20 protein-coding genes are annotated in these 18,017 nt (G+C 70.6%); 3 read left to right on the forward strand and 17 right to left on the reverse strand.

Going from position 1 to position 18,017, the window contains the following annotated elements; translation table 11 throughout:
* The first annotated feature begins 42 nt into the window (after positions 1–42).
* Positions 43–1,119, forward strand: coding sequence for a phosphotransferase (locus VGJ24_RS06685; RefSeq protein WP_331499732.1), 1,077 nt, complete (start codon positions 43–45; stop codon positions 1,117–1,119).
* Positions 1,120–1,123: 4 nt separating this feature from the next.
* Here the strand turns inward: VGJ24_RS06685 and VGJ24_RS06690 are convergent, their stop codons facing one another.
* The 11 genes from VGJ24_RS06690 to VGJ24_RS06740 all read right to left on the reverse strand — a co-directional run bounded on the left by VGJ24_RS06690 (position 1,124) and on the right by VGJ24_RS06740 (position 12,374).
* On the reverse strand, positions 1,124–2,197 hold the full coding sequence (locus VGJ24_RS06690; protein WP_331499733.1) for a hypothetical protein: 1,074 nt from the start codon (positions 2,195–2,197) through the stop codon (positions 1,124–1,126).
* A gap of 59 nt (positions 2,198–2,256) precedes the next feature.
* Positions 2,257–3,342: a hypothetical protein gene (locus tag VGJ24_RS06695; protein WP_331499734.1), complete on the reverse strand. Its 1,086-nt coding sequence runs from the start codon at positions 3,340–3,342 to the stop codon at positions 2,257–2,259.
* A complete protein-coding gene (locus VGJ24_RS06700) occupies positions 3,339–4,562 on the reverse strand; it encodes a hypothetical protein (protein ID WP_331499735.1) in 1,224 nt (407 codons plus the stop codon). Before VGJ24_RS06700 ends, VGJ24_RS06695 begins: the two co-directional genes overlap by 4 nt.
* On the reverse strand, positions 4,549–5,469 hold the full coding sequence (locus VGJ24_RS06705; RefSeq protein ID WP_331499736.1) for an isocitrate lyase/phosphoenolpyruvate mutase family protein: 921 nt from the start codon (positions 5,467–5,469) through the stop codon (positions 4,549–4,551). Before VGJ24_RS06705 ends, VGJ24_RS06700 begins: the two co-directional genes overlap by 14 nt.
* Entirely contained in the window at positions 5,459–6,412 is a 954-nt protein-coding gene (locus VGJ24_RS06710) for an NAD(P)-dependent oxidoreductase (RefSeq protein ID WP_331499755.1), read from the reverse strand. The genes VGJ24_RS06705 and VGJ24_RS06710 overlap by 11 nt, the downstream gene beginning before the upstream one ends.
* 5 nt (positions 6,413–6,417) lie before the next feature.
* Positions 6,418–7,023, reverse strand: a complete 606-nt coding sequence (locus VGJ24_RS06715) for a hypothetical protein (RefSeq protein ID WP_331499737.1) — start codon at positions 7,021–7,023, stop codon at positions 6,418–6,420.
* Between the two features lie 191 nt (positions 7,024–7,214).
* Positions 7,215–8,342, reverse strand: coding sequence for a hypothetical protein (locus tag VGJ24_RS06720; RefSeq protein ID WP_331499738.1), 1,128 nt, complete (start codon positions 8,340–8,342; stop codon positions 7,215–7,217).
* Positions 8,342–9,400 carry a sulfotransferase gene (locus tag VGJ24_RS06725; RefSeq protein ID WP_331499739.1) on the reverse strand — a complete coding sequence of 353 codons (1,059 nt, stop codon included), beginning with the start codon at positions 9,398–9,400 and terminating at the stop codon, positions 8,342–8,344. The genes VGJ24_RS06720 and VGJ24_RS06725 overlap by 1 nt, the downstream gene beginning before the upstream one ends.
* A gap of 72 nt (positions 9,401–9,472) precedes the next feature.
* Positions 9,473–10,396: a hypothetical protein gene (locus VGJ24_RS06730; protein ID WP_331499740.1), complete on the reverse strand. Its 924-nt coding sequence runs from the start codon at positions 10,394–10,396 to the stop codon at positions 9,473–9,475.
* Positions 10,397–10,554: 158 nt separating this feature from the next.
* Positions 10,555–11,637, reverse strand: a complete 1,083-nt coding sequence (locus tag VGJ24_RS06735; protein ID WP_331499741.1) for a glycosyltransferase family 4 protein — start codon at positions 11,635–11,637, stop codon at positions 10,555–10,557.
* The gene (locus tag VGJ24_RS06740) at positions 11,634–12,374 is read right to left on the reverse strand and encodes a hypothetical protein (RefSeq protein WP_331499742.1); all 741 of its coding nucleotides are present in this window, start codon (positions 12,372–12,374) and stop codon (positions 11,634–11,636) included. The genes VGJ24_RS06735 and VGJ24_RS06740 overlap by 4 nt, the downstream gene beginning before the upstream one ends.
* Positions 12,375–12,471: 97 nt before the next feature.
* Between VGJ24_RS06740 and VGJ24_RS06745 the strand changes: the two genes are divergently transcribed.
* The gene (locus VGJ24_RS06745; protein WP_331499743.1) at positions 12,472–13,479 is read left to right on the forward strand and encodes a glycosyltransferase; all 1,008 of its coding nucleotides are present in this window, start codon (positions 12,472–12,474) and stop codon (positions 13,477–13,479) included.
* Here the strand turns inward: VGJ24_RS06745 and VGJ24_RS06750 are convergent.
* The 6 genes from VGJ24_RS06750 to VGJ24_RS06775 form a co-directional block, all read right to left on the reverse strand.
* Positions 13,476–13,982, reverse strand: coding sequence for a GNAT family N-acetyltransferase (locus VGJ24_RS06750; protein ID WP_331499744.1), 507 nt, complete (start codon positions 13,980–13,982; stop codon positions 13,476–13,478). The genes VGJ24_RS06745 and VGJ24_RS06750 overlap by 4 nt on opposite strands.
* The gene (locus VGJ24_RS06755; RefSeq protein ID WP_331499745.1) at positions 13,975–14,517 is read right to left on the reverse strand and encodes a DinB family protein; all 543 of its coding nucleotides are present in this window, start codon (positions 14,515–14,517) and stop codon (positions 13,975–13,977) included. Before VGJ24_RS06755 ends, VGJ24_RS06750 begins: the two co-directional genes overlap by 8 nt.
* The gene (locus VGJ24_RS06760; protein ID WP_331499746.1) at positions 14,510–15,052 is read right to left on the reverse strand and encodes a DinB family protein; all 543 of its coding nucleotides are present in this window, start codon (positions 15,050–15,052) and stop codon (positions 14,510–14,512) included. The genes VGJ24_RS06755 and VGJ24_RS06760 overlap by 8 nt, the downstream gene beginning before the upstream one ends.
* 72 nt (positions 15,053–15,124) lie before the next feature.
* The gene (locus VGJ24_RS06765) at positions 15,125–15,655 is read right to left on the reverse strand and encodes a DinB family protein (protein WP_331499747.1); all 531 of its coding nucleotides are present in this window, start codon (positions 15,653–15,655) and stop codon (positions 15,125–15,127) included.
* Positions 15,656–15,704: 49 nt separating this feature from the next.
* Positions 15,705–16,484, reverse strand: coding sequence for a TSUP family transporter (locus VGJ24_RS06770; RefSeq protein ID WP_331499748.1), 780 nt, complete (start codon positions 16,482–16,484; stop codon positions 15,705–15,707).
* Between the two features lie 48 nt (positions 16,485–16,532).
* The gene (locus tag VGJ24_RS06775; protein WP_331499749.1) at positions 16,533–17,093 is read right to left on the reverse strand and encodes a hemerythrin domain-containing protein; all 561 of its coding nucleotides are present in this window, start codon (positions 17,091–17,093) and stop codon (positions 16,533–16,535) included.
* Positions 17,094–17,126: 33 nt separating this feature from the next.
* Here VGJ24_RS06775 and VGJ24_RS06780 point away from each other — a divergent pair, with 33 nt between their 5' ends.
* Positions 17,127–17,993 (forward strand): cobalamin-binding protein, encoded by an 867-nt coding sequence (locus VGJ24_RS06780; protein ID WP_331499751.1) that lies wholly within the window; start codon positions 17,127–17,129, stop codon positions 17,991–17,993.
* Positions 17,994–18,017 lie beyond the last annotated feature (24 nt).

Below are 18,017 nucleotides of genomic sequence, written 5' to 3' on the forward strand. Positions count from 1 at the left end.
GGTCACAGATGCGCCCGGACCGAGCACGCGGCGGGGGCAGGGTTGGCGGTCGGGCGACTCGTCGAGACGCTCCTGCAGAGCATCGTCCCGCACACGCACGAGTGGTTTCCCGACCAACCCCACTCCGGGCTCGAGGTGCGGGTCCTGGCCGACCGGCCGAAGTGCCTGCTCCTGACCGTCCACCTGGACGGGGCCGAGGTGCCGGCGGCGCTGGCCAAGTTCCGACGCGACTCCGTGAGCCGGCCCGGTGCCGGCACACGGCCGCGGCTGCGGGACGAGCCCGCGACCGTCGAGCAGCTGACGGTCCTCGAGTGGTCGGGGTTGGCGGCGATCGAGCGTGCCTGCGGTGACACGGCGGGCCTCGGCGTCGTGCGCCCTCTGCTCCTGATGCGGGACGACGCGGGAATCGTGATGTCCTTCACCGACGCCCCGACGCTGCGGAACGTCGTGCTCGACCTGAGCCGGCTGCGTCGCGGGCGCGGCAGCCTCGACGACGCGATCGCCGGCTGCACGCTCGCCGGCCGCTGGCTCCGAACCTTCCAGGAGCGCTCCGAAGAGTCCGACCGCCCGGTCAGACAGGGCACGCGTGAGGTGGTGGTCGACCGACTGCGCGCCTACGGCGAGTTCCTCGACTCGCGCGACTGGCGTCGTGTGGCGACGAAGGGCACCCAGCTCGTCTCCGAGCGGCTCCCCCGCGAGCTGCCGTTGACGGTCGGCCACGGAGACTTCGCGCCTCGCAACATGCTGCTGCGCGACGGCCGGCTCACGGTCCTCGACCCACTGCCGCGGTGGCGCGTGCCGACGTACGACGACCTGTGCCGGTTCCTGGTCGGCATCCGGCTGATCGGCGAGCAGGTCCACACGCACGGGCTGGCCTTCGGCGCCGGCGCGCTCGACGCGCTCGAGGCGGCCGTCGTCGCGGCGTACCTCGGGCCGCACGCCGACCAGGCGCCGTTGCGCGCGTACGAGCTGCTGATCCTGATGGACAAGTGGACCGCGATGCTCGACAACCCGCGGCGCGACGTGCCGGGTCGGATCGCCCGACGATCGGCCGCCCTGGCCGATCACCGGGTCCGCGCCGAGGCCGAGCGCCTGCTCGACCTCGCGAGCCAGGGCTGACATCTCAGTCCTTGACAGCGGGCTTCGGCTTCGCGTTGCCGCGGTGCGTGGTGACCATGACGACGCCCGTGGCATTACCGGTGTCGTGCGCCTCCGCGAAGAGCCGCAGCTTGCGCGTGCTGATCCCGATCGGAGCCAGCAGCACGGTGTAGGCCTTGTCGTCGGGAGCGCAGATCCAGTCGTCGGCCCGTTCGGGTGCGGTCACCTTCGGCATGGGCGCCACGCCACCGTTTCCACCGGGCCGCTTGGGATGCGGTCGCGGCATGGGCGGCATCCGCCCGAAGACCTCGTTCATCACCCCGGCCACCTGTTCCGCCTGCGCATGCGTGGGCGCGGCCACGTGGATGGCCGACGCGGACGTGGTGAGCAGGCGGCGGCAGAGCAACCCGATCGCACGATCGTCGGAATCCTGTGGTCCGTGGCGCCGCAGGCGGATGCGACCGATCACGGGTGAACCGGTGATGTCCTGCGCGGTGGAGATCTCCACGACCGGACGACGGATCACCAGCACCAGTCCGACCAGTGCCACGCCCGCGAGCAGTCCGCCGACGAGCCCTAGAGCCACCGAGGCAGAGCCACCCGCGATCTTGGGAACCTTCTTGGCGACGACGGCCTTGTGTGTGAGCACGAAGGGCGCGACGGAGTTCTGGTAGTCGCCGAGCTCGATCACGAAGGCCTCGGCCGCCGTGTTGGCGATGGCCATCGCCTGGGCAGCCGTGGACGCATGGGCCTGGACCTCCAGGACGAGATTGTCCTGGGCCGCGATCAGCCGCACCTTCGACGGGATGACGTTCCCCTTCGGCTGGTTCAGCTCCCTGCGGACGGCGATCTCGACGGCGCCGTTGTTGAAGACCGATTCGGCGATGCGCGGCAGCGGGTCCGCGTTGGACAGCTGCAGCTTCTGGGTCGGGCCGACCTGCGCGGTCGCCTGGTACTCGTCGGTGCGTCCCGAGAGGAGGAACGGCACCAGCACACCGAGGGCCAGCATGAGCGCCAGGACCAGTGCGACGTAGCGGCGGAGGCCCCACGTCAAGGTGGCGAAAACGTCCGAGCCGGTCTCCACACGGTCCCCCTTCACCGCACCAACAGTAGAGGGCCTGTGGTCACCTTGTGAGCGAACTGGCGTGTCGGAGACTCTCATTGCCCCACCGCCCCGTAAGGGATCAAAGCGTCCAGGTCAGACCGGAAACCGTCACACCGAGAGGTGTCGACGAACTTCGGGTTCCCCGAGAGCACGAGATTGCCCGTTCCATGCACGATCTTCCTCACTTCCGGGCGGAGGAGTTGCGCCGCGTCAACCGCCACGTTGTTGTTCACCGAGGTGCCATGCGGCAACCCGAGGTGGAACCGGATCTGGGCCGGCGCGGTGCTGCCGCCGACGACGTTCCGGATGATCTTGACCCGGTGCGGACGGCCACGGACGTCGATGCCGAGGCTGCCGTGGTAGATGGTGTTCCGGATGACGTTCACCCGGTTCGGGGCGCCGGCACCGGAACCGATCCGCAGATTGGGCTGGTCGTCTTCGTTGAAGATGGTGTTGCGCGCCACGGTCCCGTGAGCGCCCGAGTGCATCGTGCCGAGGAACAGGTTGGTCGATTTGGTCGGCGGGTCGGGGAGGCCGTGGAGGCAGTTGCCGCTGAAGTCGAACCCGGCCGGCTCATCGACCCCGAAGCCCGTGATCAGCACGTTGGCCCGACTGCCCGTGTCACGGAACTCGCTGTTCTCCCAGGTCCACGACCGGCCGCCGATCAGCTTCACCATGAACCTCGGCGGGTGGGCTGACGACGGATCTCCGGTCACGTCGAGGTTGTCGATCAGCCAATAGTTCGGCCGGTTCAGCGACATGCTGCCGACCAGGACCGGGCTCTCGCCCGGGTAGGGCAGGACGGTGATCGGCTTCCCCTCGGTACCGCTGTGGAGACTGACGTGGTCGAGGTTCTCGTGGTACTCGCCGCCGCGCACGAAGAGCACTTGACCGGCGTAGATCCTGCCGAGCGCGTAGGCCAGGGTGCGCCACGGTTCCTCGAGGGTGCCGCGATGCTGGTCGTTGCCGGTCGGACTGACGTAGCGCACCAGGTTCCGGCTGGTCGGAATCTTCGGGGTCGGAGTCACGGTGGGCACCGGCGTGGGCGCGGCGGTGACCGGCTCCTCGTCGGTACAGCCGAGCAGCGGCGTCACGAGCAGGGCCAGGGTCAGGGCCGTACCCGCGACCCGCCTCGTCATCGCCCCCTCCGGGCCGCTGTCTTCGCGACGTTGGTCAGGTCGGTGACGAAGGGGCGCGGGTCGCGGGCCGACCAGATGGCGTGGGTGCGCGGTCCGCGCAGCGAGGACAGCCACTCCCTCGGGGTGAGCTCACCCCGACGGATGCCGACCGCGGCCGCCTGCACGTCACGGCGTACATCGAGCCAGGTCGTGCCGACGTACTGCTGGGTGCGCGCCTCGGGAAGCGGCAGTCCCGCCGCATCGCAGTACGCCGTGTAGACCAGCTCGACGCCGCCACCCTCGGCGATCGCGGAGCGCCCGGTCGGGCGGCCGACGTTCGGCTCGATGATGGACATCGCGCCGGTGCGTGAGTCGCGCTTCATCTCGAGGTAGGCGAGGCCGTGGTAGTCCACGGACCCGAAGACCCGCAGGGTCTCCTCGAGCACCTCGTCGTTGCGGCACTCCTCGCCGGACGCGCTGGTGCCGATCTGTGGCGGCCACTGACGCAGCTTGCGTGCCACGAACGTGACCAGCGGCGTGCCGGAGGCGTCGAAGTAGGCGTTGCACGAGAACAGCTCGTCCTCGGGACCCTCCACCCACTCCTGGACGAGCAGCACCGGGGCCCAGTCGGCGACCCGGTCATAGACGTCGAGCAGCTCCTCGGGGCCCTGCACGGGGATCGCCTTGGCGCTGGTGTGCGCCAGCCAGGCCTCGGCCTTCACCGGCGGCTTCACGACGCTCGGCCACGAGAGCACCTCGGCGGCCTTCTCGGCGTCGGCCCGGCTTCGCATCACCTCCGTGCGGGGTGCGGCCAGGCCGTGCATCTTCGCGTGGTCGGCGAAGCGCACCTTGTCCATGAGCAGGTCGATGCCGTCGTGGTCGCCGAGCGGCAGCCGGAACTGGTCGACCAGCTGGTCGCGCTGCTGCGACAACGACCACACGGCACCGTCGGTGCACGGCACCAGCACCGCGGGATCCGGACCGAGCCGCCGCGACAAGGCTCGCAGGGTGTCGACCAGCTCGGATCCGGACAGGCGCGACTCGACGACGTGGACGCAGGCGTTGGTGCGCGCGCCGAAGTGCCGCCTGTTGGCGGCCACGCCGTACACACGCACCCCCCGGTCGGCCAGGATCCGCGCGGTCTGCAGACCGGTGATGTTGTCGAGCCCGACCACGACGGCGGCCGGCCCCTGCTCCATCGACCGGCCCGTCGACGTGCGCCGAGCGTCAGCCCTCCTCATCCGCCTCCTCCGCCTGGATCGTCTCCGTGGTGTGGACGAGATCGAAGATGTGGTTCACCGAAGCGATGGTCGGGTCGGCCGCTGCCGGCTTGCGCTCCTTGTCGAGGACCTCGAGGGTCTCCTCCATCGCCTTCACGGCGGCCCGCATCGGCTGGTTGGCGAGGATCACCATCGAGAAGCCCTTCTCGTGCAGCTCGTCGGCGGTGTAGTCCGGGAACAGCGTCGGCACGGCGACGAGCGGCTTGGTCATCCCGGCCGCGTGCCACGCCTCGAGGAAATCGGTGATCTCGGTGAGCGTCTTGTCCTTGCTGTGGATCAGGATCGCGTCCGCACCCGCCTCGGAGTACGCCGTGGCCCGCTCCATCGCAGCCTCCACGCCGTGCCCGGCGATGAGCGCCTCCACCCGGGCGATCACCACGAACGCCTCGGAGTCCTTGCCCTCTACCGCGGCCTTGAGCCGACGGGCCTGCTCCCGGGTGGGGATCAGGTCGCGCTTGGACTGGCCCTGGTAGAGGCTGTTCCGCTTGGGGAACAGGTTGTCCTCGATGCAGACGGCGGCCACGCCGGCCCGGTCGAACTCCACGGCCGTGCGAACCACGTTGCTGAAGCCGCCGAAGCCGTTGTCGCAGTCGACGACCACCGGCAGGTCGGTGACGCTCTCGATCGCCCGCGTCACCGCGAGCGTCTCGCTCATCGTCACCAGGTTGAGGTCCGGCTGGCCATAGGCCATCGCCGAGACCCCGAACCCGCTCACCCACACGGCATCGAAGTTGTAGTTGCCGATGAGGACGGCGCTCATCGCGTCGTGCGCGCCGACCGCCACCACCGGTGTGTCACCCGCCAGCCCTGACCGCAGTCGCAGCCGCTTCATGTCGGCGCGGCTGGGGCGCAGTTGGTCAGAGGACATGTTCTCCATCACGAATCTCCTCGTCGAGCTTTCCGTTGTCATAGGCCTGCACGAGCTCGACGATGCGTTCGCCGATCAAGCGCTGTGAGTCCACCGCCATGGCCCCGATATGCGGTGTGAGGACGACGTTGTCCAGGTCGGAGAAGCGGGACCGGGTCCCCTCCCCCTCGATCTCGTGTACGTCGAGGGCCGCGCCGGCGACGGTGTCGCCCTGCGTCAGCGCCTCGAAAAGTGCGGCCTCGTCGACCACGCCGCCCCGCGCGACGTTGATCAGCAAGGAGCCCGGCTTCATCCGCGACAGCGCCTCGGCCCCGATCAGGTGTCGGGTCGACTCGTCGAGTGGGGTGTGCAGGCACAGGAAGTCGGAGGTGGTGAGCACCTCGTCGTAGTCGGTGAGCCGGACCCCGCGGCCGAGCAGCTGCTGCGCGACCGTGTCGTTGGGGTTGGCCACGCAGCCGATCGCGCGCATGCCCCACGACGCGCCCATCTGGCCGACCAGCGCACCGATGTTGCCGGCGCCGACGATGCCGAGTGTCTTGCCGTGCAGGAGGGGGCCGCCGAGCGTCGGCTTGGGCCAGTGGCCCTCGCGGAGCTGGCGGTCGGCCACGGTCACCTTGCGGGCCAGCGAGAGCAGCAGCGCGAAGGTGAACTCAGCGACCGGCGGTGCCGACATGCCCGGGATCTTCACGACCCGCAGCCCCATGGAGCGGGCCTGGTCGAGGTCGATGTTGTCGAGACCGGCTCCGGCGCGCACGAGCAGCTTCAGCCCGGGCGCCGCGTCCAACACGTCGGCGGAGAGCATCACGCCGCTGCGCAGGACGACGGTGTCGCGGTCGGCGATCGCCTCCTTGAGGGCCTCGGGTGTCGAGGCGGCCGGCTTGACCACGTCGTACGACGCGGACAGGACGTCGACGGTGCCCGGGTCGATCGGGCTCGCCAGCATGATCTTCACGCGCTCTTCGCCTTCCAGGATGACTCGATGACCGCCACGACCTCGGACACCGCCGCCTCGAGGGGACGGTTGACGTCGACGACGACGAACTGAGGAACCACGGGGGCCAGCTCCAGATACTGCTGCCTGCGTCGCTCGAGCCACGCCACCGTGGCCTCGGGCTTGCGGGCGTGGAGCACCTCCGCCGGTGCGTCGAGCATGATCACCAGGTCGGGCTTGGGATACACGCGCTCGAGCATCCAGCCGTGCAGCCGCTGCGCCGGGCCGCGACGTCCGGACTCGACGTCCGCGTGGTAGTAGTCGAGGAAGAAGTGCCGGTCGAAGATCACGATCCGGCCGCGCAGGCTGTGAGCGAGGGCGACGAGCTGCCGCAGCCACTCCTCGGTCATCCAGACCGCCATCCGTGCCGTGCTCTTGATTGAGGCGCCGCGACCGGAGGGCGCAGCCGGCGCCTGGCCGGTGTCGGGGTCCACGTCACGCAGGCTGCTGGCCACCAAGTCCGGGCGCCCGCCGCGGGCCCGTTTCGCCGCGAGCAGCAGGCGAGTGGTCGGGAGCATCAGCGTGCTGGCCTCGAGGTTCACGCCCATGTAGATCGTCTTCACGGGTGCCGGAAGGGTGGCCTGACGCAGGCGTGCACTGATGGTGCTCTTGCCTGCCCCGTCGGGTCCGACGAGGGCAACCGTGAGCCGCGGCCGAGCCACTGGACTTCCCCCTTTGCCAATGTTCGAAATGTCAGAGTATTGGGCGAGGAGCGAAACCGGTCGGCCTCTGCGAAATCCTTGACATCATCTCCTCAATTCCGGGTACGCGCCCCGCGTGCCGCGTCCAGGACCGCGCGTCCGAGCTCCTGGACGTCGCAAGGGTGCGGGTGGGTGACCTTGGCCGAGGGCACGTGATCCAGACGGTCGGCGAGGAGCCGCGCCTCGAGCTCGCCGGCGGACTCCAGCAGCGGCGAGGGCCGGTCGGGAAATGCGTAGCGGAACTGCCGGTAGTGCACCATCAGCGGCGCGCGCTCCTCGGCCAGCGACGCGGCCATCCTGCGGGAGATCTCACCGGGCTCCGCGGCGCGTACGACGGTCTCCGGTGCCTCGTGGCTCAGCACCAGCACGACCGCGTCGAGCCGGGCGCTCGACACCATGCCGTCGGCGCCGAAGAGGTCGGCCGGCGGCACCTGGAGATACGCCTGCCGGCCGAGTGTCGGGGCGACCCGGCGTACCATCCCCGAGCCCTTCCAGGAGCGGTCGGCCATCCCGTCGGCGATCCGCGACAGGGTCGACCACGCGCGCAAGCGGCGGCGCTCGGCCGACGTCCGAGAGGCGAGCAGGTCGGGCCGCTGGGCGAGCTGCCAGGCCCACAGCCGGATCGGCTCGGGCAGCCCGAGCATCCGGCCGTCCGGCGGCAGGTGCACCCACTCGTCACCGACGTAGCGAGCGCCGTGGCTGGTCGCCGCGAGCAGGGTCTCCGTCTTGCCGCCCTTGGACCAGCCGGTGACCAGGATCCCCTCGCCGTCCACCTCGAGTGCGGTCGCGTGCAACGGCAGTACGTCCCGGGTCAGCAGCACGAGGTTGACGGTGGCCAGGAGATGGGGCACGGCGGGGATGCCGCGCTCGCAGACGAGCTCGGCACCGGGCCCGAGCCGGTCGAACGGGATCTTGGTCCGTCTCGTGCTGCCGCCCTTGGCCTGCAGCAGATAGAAGGAGTCGTCGTCGTACCCGCTCTCCCCCACGCCGACCAGGGTCAGGGGAGCGGGCGCGAGGCGGTCGACGAAGCGCACGGTCAGGTCCGGCTCGCGGTCGAGCGTGGTCTCCGGGTGGCCGAGCTGGCGACGTACGACGGCCACATCGGCGGGTGTGCCGTCAACAACTCGGACGCCCACGAGGCCGTGCAGGTCGAAGTCGGAGCTCTCGTTGGGAGGCGCCATCAGGGACGGCCGTCGTGCCGCAGCGATGCCCACGCGCCCTTCACGTCGGCCCAGGTACGGCCGCGTTGGATCCGCCGGGCGGCCTCGGCGATCCGCACCGCTCGGCGGCCCCTGGTCCGGGCCAGGGCCGCCTCCACCTGAGCCAGACGGCGGGCCAGCTCCTCGGGGTCCTGGTCGATGGCGAGCTGCACGGTGGGACCTGTCTGGTCGAGCACCCCGGGGCGCTCGGCACAGCGCGCGGCCAGCTCCTTGCCGGTGGCGGTCCACTGCTGGGTGCCGGCAGGGAACGGCGCGGCACCGGTCGCGGTGTAGCCGAGGATCTCGCTCAGCGGGGCGGCCGCGGCGAGCGCATGGCGCTGGCCGGGGGTGATCTCGTCGGCCCACTTCTCGGCGCGCCGGGAGTCGATCGGGTCGCGCGAGCTGGTGCTGCCGTCGGTGAGCTTGGGAGCGCCCTGCGCCCGTTGCACCTCGTGATGTCGCAACAGCGCAGGGTCGAACTCCTCGCCGATCGCGGGCATCAGCTCGCGCAGCACGTCCTCGCTGTTGCTGACCAGGTCCTCGTAGCGGCACAGCGCGAAGCGATCTCCGAGCTCACCGGCGGCGGTGAGCATCTGACGGTTGACGTCACACCAGTAGGCCACGGCCTCGTCGAACGCGTAGTGGAAGCTGCGGTGCAACGATGCGGCGACCGCACCCGGGTGGCGGACGATCCCCACGAAGACGGCGTCGGGGAAGACGTGGCCCATCTCCTCCATGTGGGAGGTGTGGAAGGGGGTCTTGTCACCCCACCGCGCCTTTCCCTGCGACCGCGCGTGGCGCTCGAACATGCCGGCGTAGAACTCGCGGAGGCGGGCGTCGAGCTCCTGCTCGGTCCAGCCGATCCGGCCGAACCACTCCGCACCGTGCTTCCAGCCGGGGATGCGACGCGTGGCCAGCAGGCCTCCCATGAAGCCCGTCTCGGCGCCGATCGCGATCCGCGGGTGGCTGTCGAGGATGAGGCGCAGCATGGTCGAGCCCGAGCGCATCGAGCCGACGATGAAGATCGGTGCCTCGTCCATGCGCGCCATTATGGCCGCAGACGGAAGGCCCCGGGCCAGCTTGACCCGGAGCCTTCCTGGGGGGGCGGTTCGTCAGGGGCGGTAGCCACCCTTGACGAACACGTAGTCGCTCCACGGGATGCTGCGCAGGGAGTCCTTGTTGAGGATGCCCTTCCAGTTCGTATTGCCCTGGAGCTTCATGCTGTTGCCTTGGCCGGAGTTGTCGCCGACCACCGCGCCGTACTTCTGCAGGGCACGGGCGATGACGTAGGCCGCGGGCGAGAGCGAGAGGGCCTTGAGGTTCACGCTCGGCTTGATCCGGATGACGGCGCCCTCGGGGACGACGCCGGACTTGCCGCTCTCCGAGCCGGTCATCGGGAAGTAGGCGCTGCGGCCCTCGGGCGTTCTGGACGCCGTCTCGTGCCAGTAGATCTCGAGGCGGTGTCGGATCTTCCCGCGCTGGATCTCGCCCTTGGTCACGGCCGGCACGGAGGCCGGAATGCCTCGGTGTCCGAAGTTGGCCTTGACACCGCTCGGCAGTCCGCCGGCGATGCCGGTGGACTGGTAGCCGTAGCGCGACAGTCCGGAGACGCTCCACTTGCCACCGGAGACGTGGGCGCCGAAGAGACCCACGACCTGGTTCGTGGAACGGTCGATGATGGTCAGGGCCGCGTCGCTGGCGTTCATCGGGCGCGCCTGCCGGGGGATGTGGACCCTGACCGTGTGACCGCCGGAGGTGATCCGGACCAGCGGGTTCGACGGCTTCGCGCGGTAGACCGGCATCCCCCAGTCACCGAGGACGAGGTTCAGGTGAGGACCGCCAGCCTTGGCGTCCTTGATCCAGCTGGCGTTGTGCGGGCTCTTCGGCGCATGGCCGAGCCGGGTGTTCCAGTAGCCGGTGGGTTGGAAGGGGCGAGGGCCGGCGACCGTCGTGCGATCGACACGACCCTTCGCGGGTTGGGTCGCGCCGTGGGCGGCCGGGGCAAGGGCCCGGGGAAGAGTCGCGGCTGCTGCCACGAGTGCGACGATGGCGAGAAATAACATGACCGGGCGCAGGCGCCCGAGATTCAAGGACATCGGGGGAGTTACCTTGTGGGTTGGGGGCATCCTTCAGCCACGAGTAAGTCAAAGGTCACGGGTTGATTGCAAGTTTGCGGATCTCTTGCGCAACCCGTTCAGGCGTGATCTCCGTGTCTCACATCGTGGAACAATCGGTCGATCGCGCGGGCCGTCGCGGTGCTCGAGAAGGCCTCGACCGCCCGTCTCCTGCTCGCCTCACCCTGCCTCCGCCGCAGCTCCGGGTCGACCAGCAGCCCGCGTAGCGCGTCCGCCAACCGCTGCGGGTCCTTGGCCGGCACCACCGCTCCGCACTCGGGCGTCACCAGCCGCGAGACATCCCCCACATCGCTGGCGACGACCGGCAGTCCGGCCGACATCGCCTCCAGGACCGATAGCGGCATCGCCTCCCACCAGGACGGGAGGCAGAACACGTCGGCGTCGGCGTACTCCGCGGGCATCTCCTCCGGCGGCCGGGTGCCCAACAGCCGGGCGACGCCCTCGGCGGCGGCCAGGACCGGCTCGGCGGCCTCGGGGCCCTCGTCCGGCATGCCGCCGAGGAGGAGGAGCTCGTGCTCGACCCCTTCGTCGCGCAGCAGGCGGGAGGCCTCGATCAGGTCGAGGACGCCCTTGCGCGGCGTGAGGAGCCCGACGTAGAGGACCCGCGGCGGATGGTTGTCGGTCTCGGCCGGGACGAAGCGGCTGGTGTCCACGCCGTTGTCGATCAGGCTCACCCGACCCGGCCCCAAGGCCCGACCCAGCGTCTGCTCCCCCGCGGACCAGACGGCGACGACGTGGCTGGTGGGCCTCATGGCCAGCCGCATCAGGGCCCTGGTCCGCCGGGTGGTCAGCCAGGTCTCGATGTTCCCTCCGTGGGCGTGCATGACCACCTTCGCCCCACGCAGCCGACCGGCCAGGCCCAACAGCCCGGCGCGGCCGACGGTGACGGCCGGGGCGAGGGCGGAGTGGATGTGCACGATGTCCTGGCCCTTGGCCATCCGGAAGACGTTCCGGGCGTCGCGGAGGGTGCGGCTGATGTTGCCCGCGGTCACCTCGCCGCCCTCGGGGGTGTCGAAGTGCGCGACGTTCAGGAAGGTGATCTGGTGGAGCTCCCCGAGCTCGCCGTGCCGGAGCGTGTTGAGGAACGTCGGGATCCCGCCCCGGTCGGGGAAGCCCTTGCCGACCAGCAGCACCTTGCTCATGCGCCCTCCCCCTGCCCGCCGGCCAGCGCGACGTACTGCTGGAAGAGTTGCCGCGCCTCGCCGAGAAGCCGGGCGGCCCGGGGTCGCTGCAGGGACGCGGCGATCTCGGCCTTCCGGGACTCCCGCTCGGCCGACGGTCGGCCGACGTGGGTCTCGACCACCTCACCGCCGCTCTCGAGCCGGTTCATCTCCTCGACGAGCTCGAACGCCGCAACCTCGTTCTCCGGCGTGGCCCGGTAGCGCGCGAACGTCGTCCCGAACCGCGCGTTGACGCGGTCGATCACCGTCCCGAAGTCGCGGGTGACGTCGTCGAACAGGCCGACCACGAACGCGTCCCGGGCCGGCCAGGCGGTCCGGTAGAAGTCGAGGTACTCCACCAGGACGTCCTCGGCGTGCAGCCCCGCGCGGCGGATGAGGTACGACGGGACCGCGTCCTCCGGCTCCCGCACCAGCGCGACGGCGGGGATCCCGAGACGCTTCGCGCGCAGCAGGTGTGGCGCCCCGTGGAGATGACGGCCCAGGTGCGGCTGCGGGCCGTTGGCGATCTGGAAGGCGGCGACGCTGAAGGTGTTGCCCGAGCGCGGGAAACCCTCGATCACCAGGGCACTGTCTCGTCGGGCCAGGGTGGAGCGCTTGTCGGCGCGGGCGTACATGGCAGCGTCCCACGCGTACGGCAGTCGTGACACCGGCCGCCGCACGTGGAGACGGAGCCTCAGGAGGTCCTGACCGACATGCACGGCGAAACCGTACCGGCCGCAGTGGAGACCCACCGCGGGATCGTGAAGAGTGACCGGAACGGCCATGGGTTGTCCCACCTCGCGCTACCGTGCCGGTGTGTCGGCCAGGCGGGGGAAGCACACGGACGAGCTCGTCACCGTGATCATGCCGGCCCGCAACGAGGAGCAAGCGATCGGTGCCGCTCTCGACTCGGTGCTGGGCCAGAGCTACCAGAACCTCCAGTTCGTGGTCATCGACGGCGGTTCCACCGACGGCACCCGGCCGATCATCGAGGAGCGGCAGGCACTGGACCCGCGGCTCGAGGTCGTCACCAACCCGCTGCCGAACATCCCGGTCTCGCTCAACATGGGACTTGCCGAGGCCCGTGGGCGGTGGCTGGTCCGGGTGGACGCGCACAGCACGGTGCCTCCGACGTACGTCGCCGACCTCGTGGCGCGCCTGCGTGAGGGCACGTGGGCGGGCGTCGGTGGCGTCAAGCCGGGGGTGGGCATCACCCCGGCCGGGAGGGCGATCGCGGCCGCGATGGGCAGCCGGTTCGGCGTCGGCAACAGCAAGTACCACTACGCGACCACCGAGCTGGAGGTCGATCACCTGCCGTTCGGCGCCTACCCGGTCGACCTGCTGCGCGAGGTCGGCGGGTGGGACGAGAACCTCGTGGCGAACGAGGACTACGAGCTCGACTACCGGCTTCGCGGGCGCGGCGGCCGGCTGCTGCTCGACCCGCGCGTGGTCATCGCGTGGCAGTGCCGGCAGTCGGTGCCCGACCTCTACAAGCAGTACGTCCGCTACGGCAAGGGCAAGGCCGACGTCGCGATGCTCCACCCGGCGTCGCTCTCGGCTCGCCACGTCGTGGCGCCGGCGCTCGTCGCGTGGCTGGCCCTGGCCGCACTCCGAGCGGGTCGGCACCCCGCCCAGGCCGCCCTGATGGTCTCGCCGTACGTCGCGGGCGTCGCCGTCGCGACGCGGCAGACCCGCCGGGTGTTGGAGAACGACGCCGACTGGGTGCATCTGCCGGGCGCCTTCACCGCCATGCACGTCGGCTGGGGTTACGGCTTCTGGGCCGGGCTCGTCCGTGGTCTGGTGCGTCGACGCTCCGCTCGCTAGTCCAGCGGCAGGTACATCACGTGCAGCCCGACCCGGCCGTGCGTCGCCGAGCGGAAGGCGCCGGGGACGGTGCCGACGATCTCGAACCCGAGCGCCTGCCAGAGGTGGACCGCCGCCGCGTTGGTCTCCACGACCGCGTTGAACTGGATGCCGGAGTAGCCCTGCGCGCGGTGCCAGTCGACGACGTACGTCGCGAGCGCCCGGCCGATGCCCCGCCCGCCGGCCGCGGGGTCGACCATGAACGAGGCGGTGCCGACGTGGTCGCCGCGCGAGGGACGATTGGGACCCATCTTCGACGTCCCGAGGACCCGGCCTTCCTCCTCGAGCACGACCGTCAGGCCCGGTGGCCGCTCCATCCAGAGGTCGCGTGCCTCGTCGGAGCCGAGGTCGTCGGGGTAGGCATAGCTCTCGCCCTCCGCGACGATCGCGCCGAAGAACGGCCAGATCTGCGGCCAGTCGTCTGCCGTCGCCGGGCGGATGCGCGGGTCGGGCCCGTCACTCACCGGTCTGGCCGTCGATCGACTCCCGGACCAGGTCGGCGTGGCCGTTGTGCCGGGAGTACTCCTCGATCATGTGCACGAGGATCCAGCGAAGGGTGAAGGTCTCGCCCGTGCGCGGGCTCACGCGTGCCGACTCTTCGTCGAGCCCACCGCGCGCCAGCGCGTCGTCGACGACGGCGTCCGCGCGGCTCACAGCCTCGTCGAAGAGGGCTCTCAGCGCCTCCGGGCTGTCGTCCCGTGCGGTGTCGAACTCCCAGTCCGGGGCGGCGTCCCAGTCGGCGGTGTCGAACGGCGGGGCGAGGGCGAGGTCGCGGAAGAAGTAGTCGAACCACTGCGACTCGACCAGAGCGAGGTGCTTCATCAGCCCGCCGAGCGTCACGTCCGACGGCGGCAGGGTCTGGGCGAGCTGCTCCTGGGTGAGGTCGGCGCACTTCAGGCGCAGGGTGTCGCGGTGGTAGGTGAGGAAGCCGCGCAGGATCGCGACCTCGTCGCCGTGCAGGGGCGGGTCGACCCGCGGGTCTGCCGGGGCCTCACTCACCGGTCATCCCGTCGATCGACTCGCGGATCAGGTCGGCCTGGCCGTTGTGGCGGGCGTACTCCTCGAGCATGTGCAGCAGGATCCAGCGCAGGCTGAACGCGCCATCCTGCGAGCTCGACTCGACCGACTCGGCGTCCAGACCGCCGCGGGCCAGGCCCTGGTCGATGGCGGCGTCCGCACGGCGTACGCACTCGTCGTAGAGAGCGCGCAGCTCGTCGGGACTGTCGTCGGCAGCGGTGCGCCACTCCCAGTCGGGGTCGGCGTCCCAATCGATGTCGGTGAACGGCGGCGGGTAGGCCTCGCCGGCCAGCGTGTTCCCGAACCACCCGACCTCGTTCAGCGCGAGGTGCTTCATCATCCCACCGAGCGTCATCGTCGACGGCGCGTGCGGCCGGGCGAGCTGTTGCTGGGTCAGGCCGGAGCACTTCCAGCGGAAGGTGTCGCGCTGGTAGTCGAGGAACCCGCGCAGTGCGGTGACCTCGTCGGCGCGGAAGGGCGCCTCGGTCCGGGTGGCCTTGTCGAACGTCTGCGTCATGGCCTCGACGCTATCCACGGGCGCCGACGCGGCGCACCCGCCTTTCCCTCGCACGCCGCCGCGGCGTGGCGGTCACTGACCGGTCTGGCCGTCGATCGACTCGCGGATCAGGTCGGCGTGGCCGTTGTGCCGCGCGTACTCCTCGATCATGTGCAGCAGGATCCAGCGGAGGCTGAAGCGGCCGCGACCATCGGATTCATCCGCGACCGAGAGCCCGTCGAGGCCCACGCCGGCCGGCGCCAGGGCCTCGTCGAGGACGGCGTCCGAGCGGCGTACCGCCTCGTCGAACAGTGCCAAGAGCTCCTCGGGTGTGTCGTCCTTGGCGGTGTGCCACTCCCAGTCGCCGTCGGCGTCCCAGTCGACGGTGTCGAAGGGAGGCATCAGACCGCGGCCCAGGAAGTCGTCCTCGAACCAGCTCTGGTCGACGATGGCGAGGTGCTTCATCATGCCGCCGAGGGTCATGTCGGACGGCGGTAGCGGCTGGGCGAGCTGCGCCTGACTCAGCCCCGAGCACTTCATCCGCAAGGTGTCGCGGTGGTAGTCGAGGAAGCCGCGCAGCGTCGTTGCCTCGTCAGCACGTACGGGTCGTTCGGTTCGGTCCATCTCGCGACGGTAGTCGCCGTCGGGCACGACAGCACTCCTGGATCCGGGCTCACCACCACCCGAGCAGGTCGCCGCCGATCCGGACGATGAAACCGGTCACCACCACGATGAAGAAGACCCGGACGAACCGAGTCCCCTTCGCCACCGCCGTGCGGGCGCCGACGTACCCGCCGGCCAGGTTGCAGGCGCCCATCACCAGGCCGACCTTCCAGAGCACGGCGCCCTGCGGGACGAAGACGCAGAGCGCGGCCAGGTTGGTGGCCCAGTTCGCGAGCCGGGCCTTCGCCGACGCCTCGAGGAAGCTGTAGCCGAGCAGCCCGACCAGCGTGATCACGAAGAAGCTGCCCGTGCCGGGGCCGAGCGCTCCGTCGTAGCAGCCGATGGCCAGTCCGGCGACCATCGCGATGCCGAGGTGGCGCCGCCCGTGGTACCGGAGGGCGGTGCTCTCGCCGAGATCCGGCCGGAACAGGACGTAGGCGCCGACCACGACCAGGACCAGGAGCACGATCGGGTCGAAGGCGCTGTCGGAGATGTGCGACCCGATCAGGGCGCCACCGATGGAGCCGACGAAGGCGCACGCCATCAGCGGGCCGAACGTGCGCGGGTCGGGCTTGATCCGCCGGTAGTACGTCGCGCTGCTGACGGTGGTGCCGCAGATCGAACTGAGCTTGTTGGTGGCCAGGACCTGGACCGGTGACGCGCCGGGAAGGCCGAGCAGAAGCGCCGGCAGCTGGACCAGGCCGCCCCCGCCGACGACCGCGTCCACGAACCCCGCCGAGAGCCCGGCCAGCCCGAGCAGCAGCAGGGTCGCCGTGGACGGGTCGGTCACGCGGGCACTCTAGGTGCGTCCTCGTAGCTCACCCCGGACCCACCGTGCTCAGTAGAAGCCGTGCCGGGCGAGCGGGCCGCGCAGCTCGCGCTCCTCGTAGGCGAGGTGGCTGAGCAGCCGGTCGCCGAGTGTCCGTAGCGACTCCTCGACGGCATCGAGAGCCCCGTCGTCCCCGGTCTGCACCAGCGAGACCAGCGCCGTGTCGACCCGGTCGAGCAGGTCGTGGATGATCAGGTGCTCGTCCTGCAGCCGGTCGAGCACCGGCGCGACGTCGGGCTCGGCGCGCCGCAGGTGCGGGAACACGCTGGCGTCCTCCAGGGAGTGATGACCGTTGACGAAGCCGCAGTACGACTGGCAGTAGGCGCCGAGGGTCCAGTTGTTCTGGCGCAGCGACATGGCGTGCACCTCCGACCTCGCGGCCCCCGCGGTCAGCACGCCGCGACGTACGTCGTCGAGAAGGCCGTGGATGCGGGTGAGCTCGGTGCGCAGGTGGTCGTGGATGTCCACGAGGTGCTGGACGACGGCCTCCTGCTCCGGTGCGTACGTCGTGCCCGCCGGCTCGGCGAGCGTGGGGCGGGTCGTCTCGTCCCACGTGTTCTCGTCGCTCATCTCGCGCCCAACCTAACGACCTAGGGTGGGGTGGTGCGGATCGTCTCGTTGCTGCCGTCGACCACGGAGATCCTGTTCGCCATCGGGGCGGGTGACGACGTGGTCGGGGTGACCTTCGAGTGCGACTACCCGACCGAGGCGCGCAGCCGGGCGATCGTGTCGACCTCCGCGATGCCCGGGGGGCTGACGCCGGCCGAGATCGACGCGTTCGTGGTCCAGGCGATGGCCCGAGGCGACGACCTGTACCACCTGGACGAGGGCGCGCTGTCCGGGCTGGACGCCGACCTCGTCGTCACCCAGGACCTGTGCGCCGTCTGCGCCGTCGACGTCTCGGTCGTGGACGACGCTCTCGCGCATCTCGGCTGCACGGCGGAGGTCCTCACCATCGACCCGTACACGCTCGACGAGGTGCTGGACTCGATCGTCCTGCTCGGCCGCGCGACCGGTCACCTGCCCGAGGCCGAGCGGCTGGTCGCCGACCAGCGGGCCCGGCTCGACGTCGTACGTCGTGCGTGGGCGGGGCGGCCGCGGCCCCGGGTGATGTTCCTGGAGTGGACCGACCCGCCGTTCGCGCCCGGTCACTGGATCCCGGAGATGATCGAGATCGCCGGCGGCGAACCGCTCCTGGCCACCTCCGGCGAGAAGTCCCGCCGCGTCCGCTGGGAGCAGGTGCACGCGGTCGAGCCGGACGTCGTGATCGTCGCGCCATGCGGATACGACCGTCCCGGCTCCCAGCGGCTGGCCGACGAGCTGGTCAGCAGCGGCGCACTGCCGGTCGGCGTACCGGTCCACGCCGTCGACGCGAACGCCTCCTGGGCCCGCCCCGGCACCCGGCTGCCCGACGGCGTCGAGGAGCTCGCGGCCATCCTCGAGAAGGTCCCCGTCGGGTCGTCCGCTTGAGCGGGTGATAGAGCACCCGCTCAG

The sequence above is a fragment of the Nocardioides sp. genome (assembly GCF_036493135.1).
In the GTDB taxonomy this organism is placed as follows: domain Bacteria; phylum Actinomycetota; class Actinomycetes; order Propionibacteriales; family Nocardioidaceae; genus Nocardioides.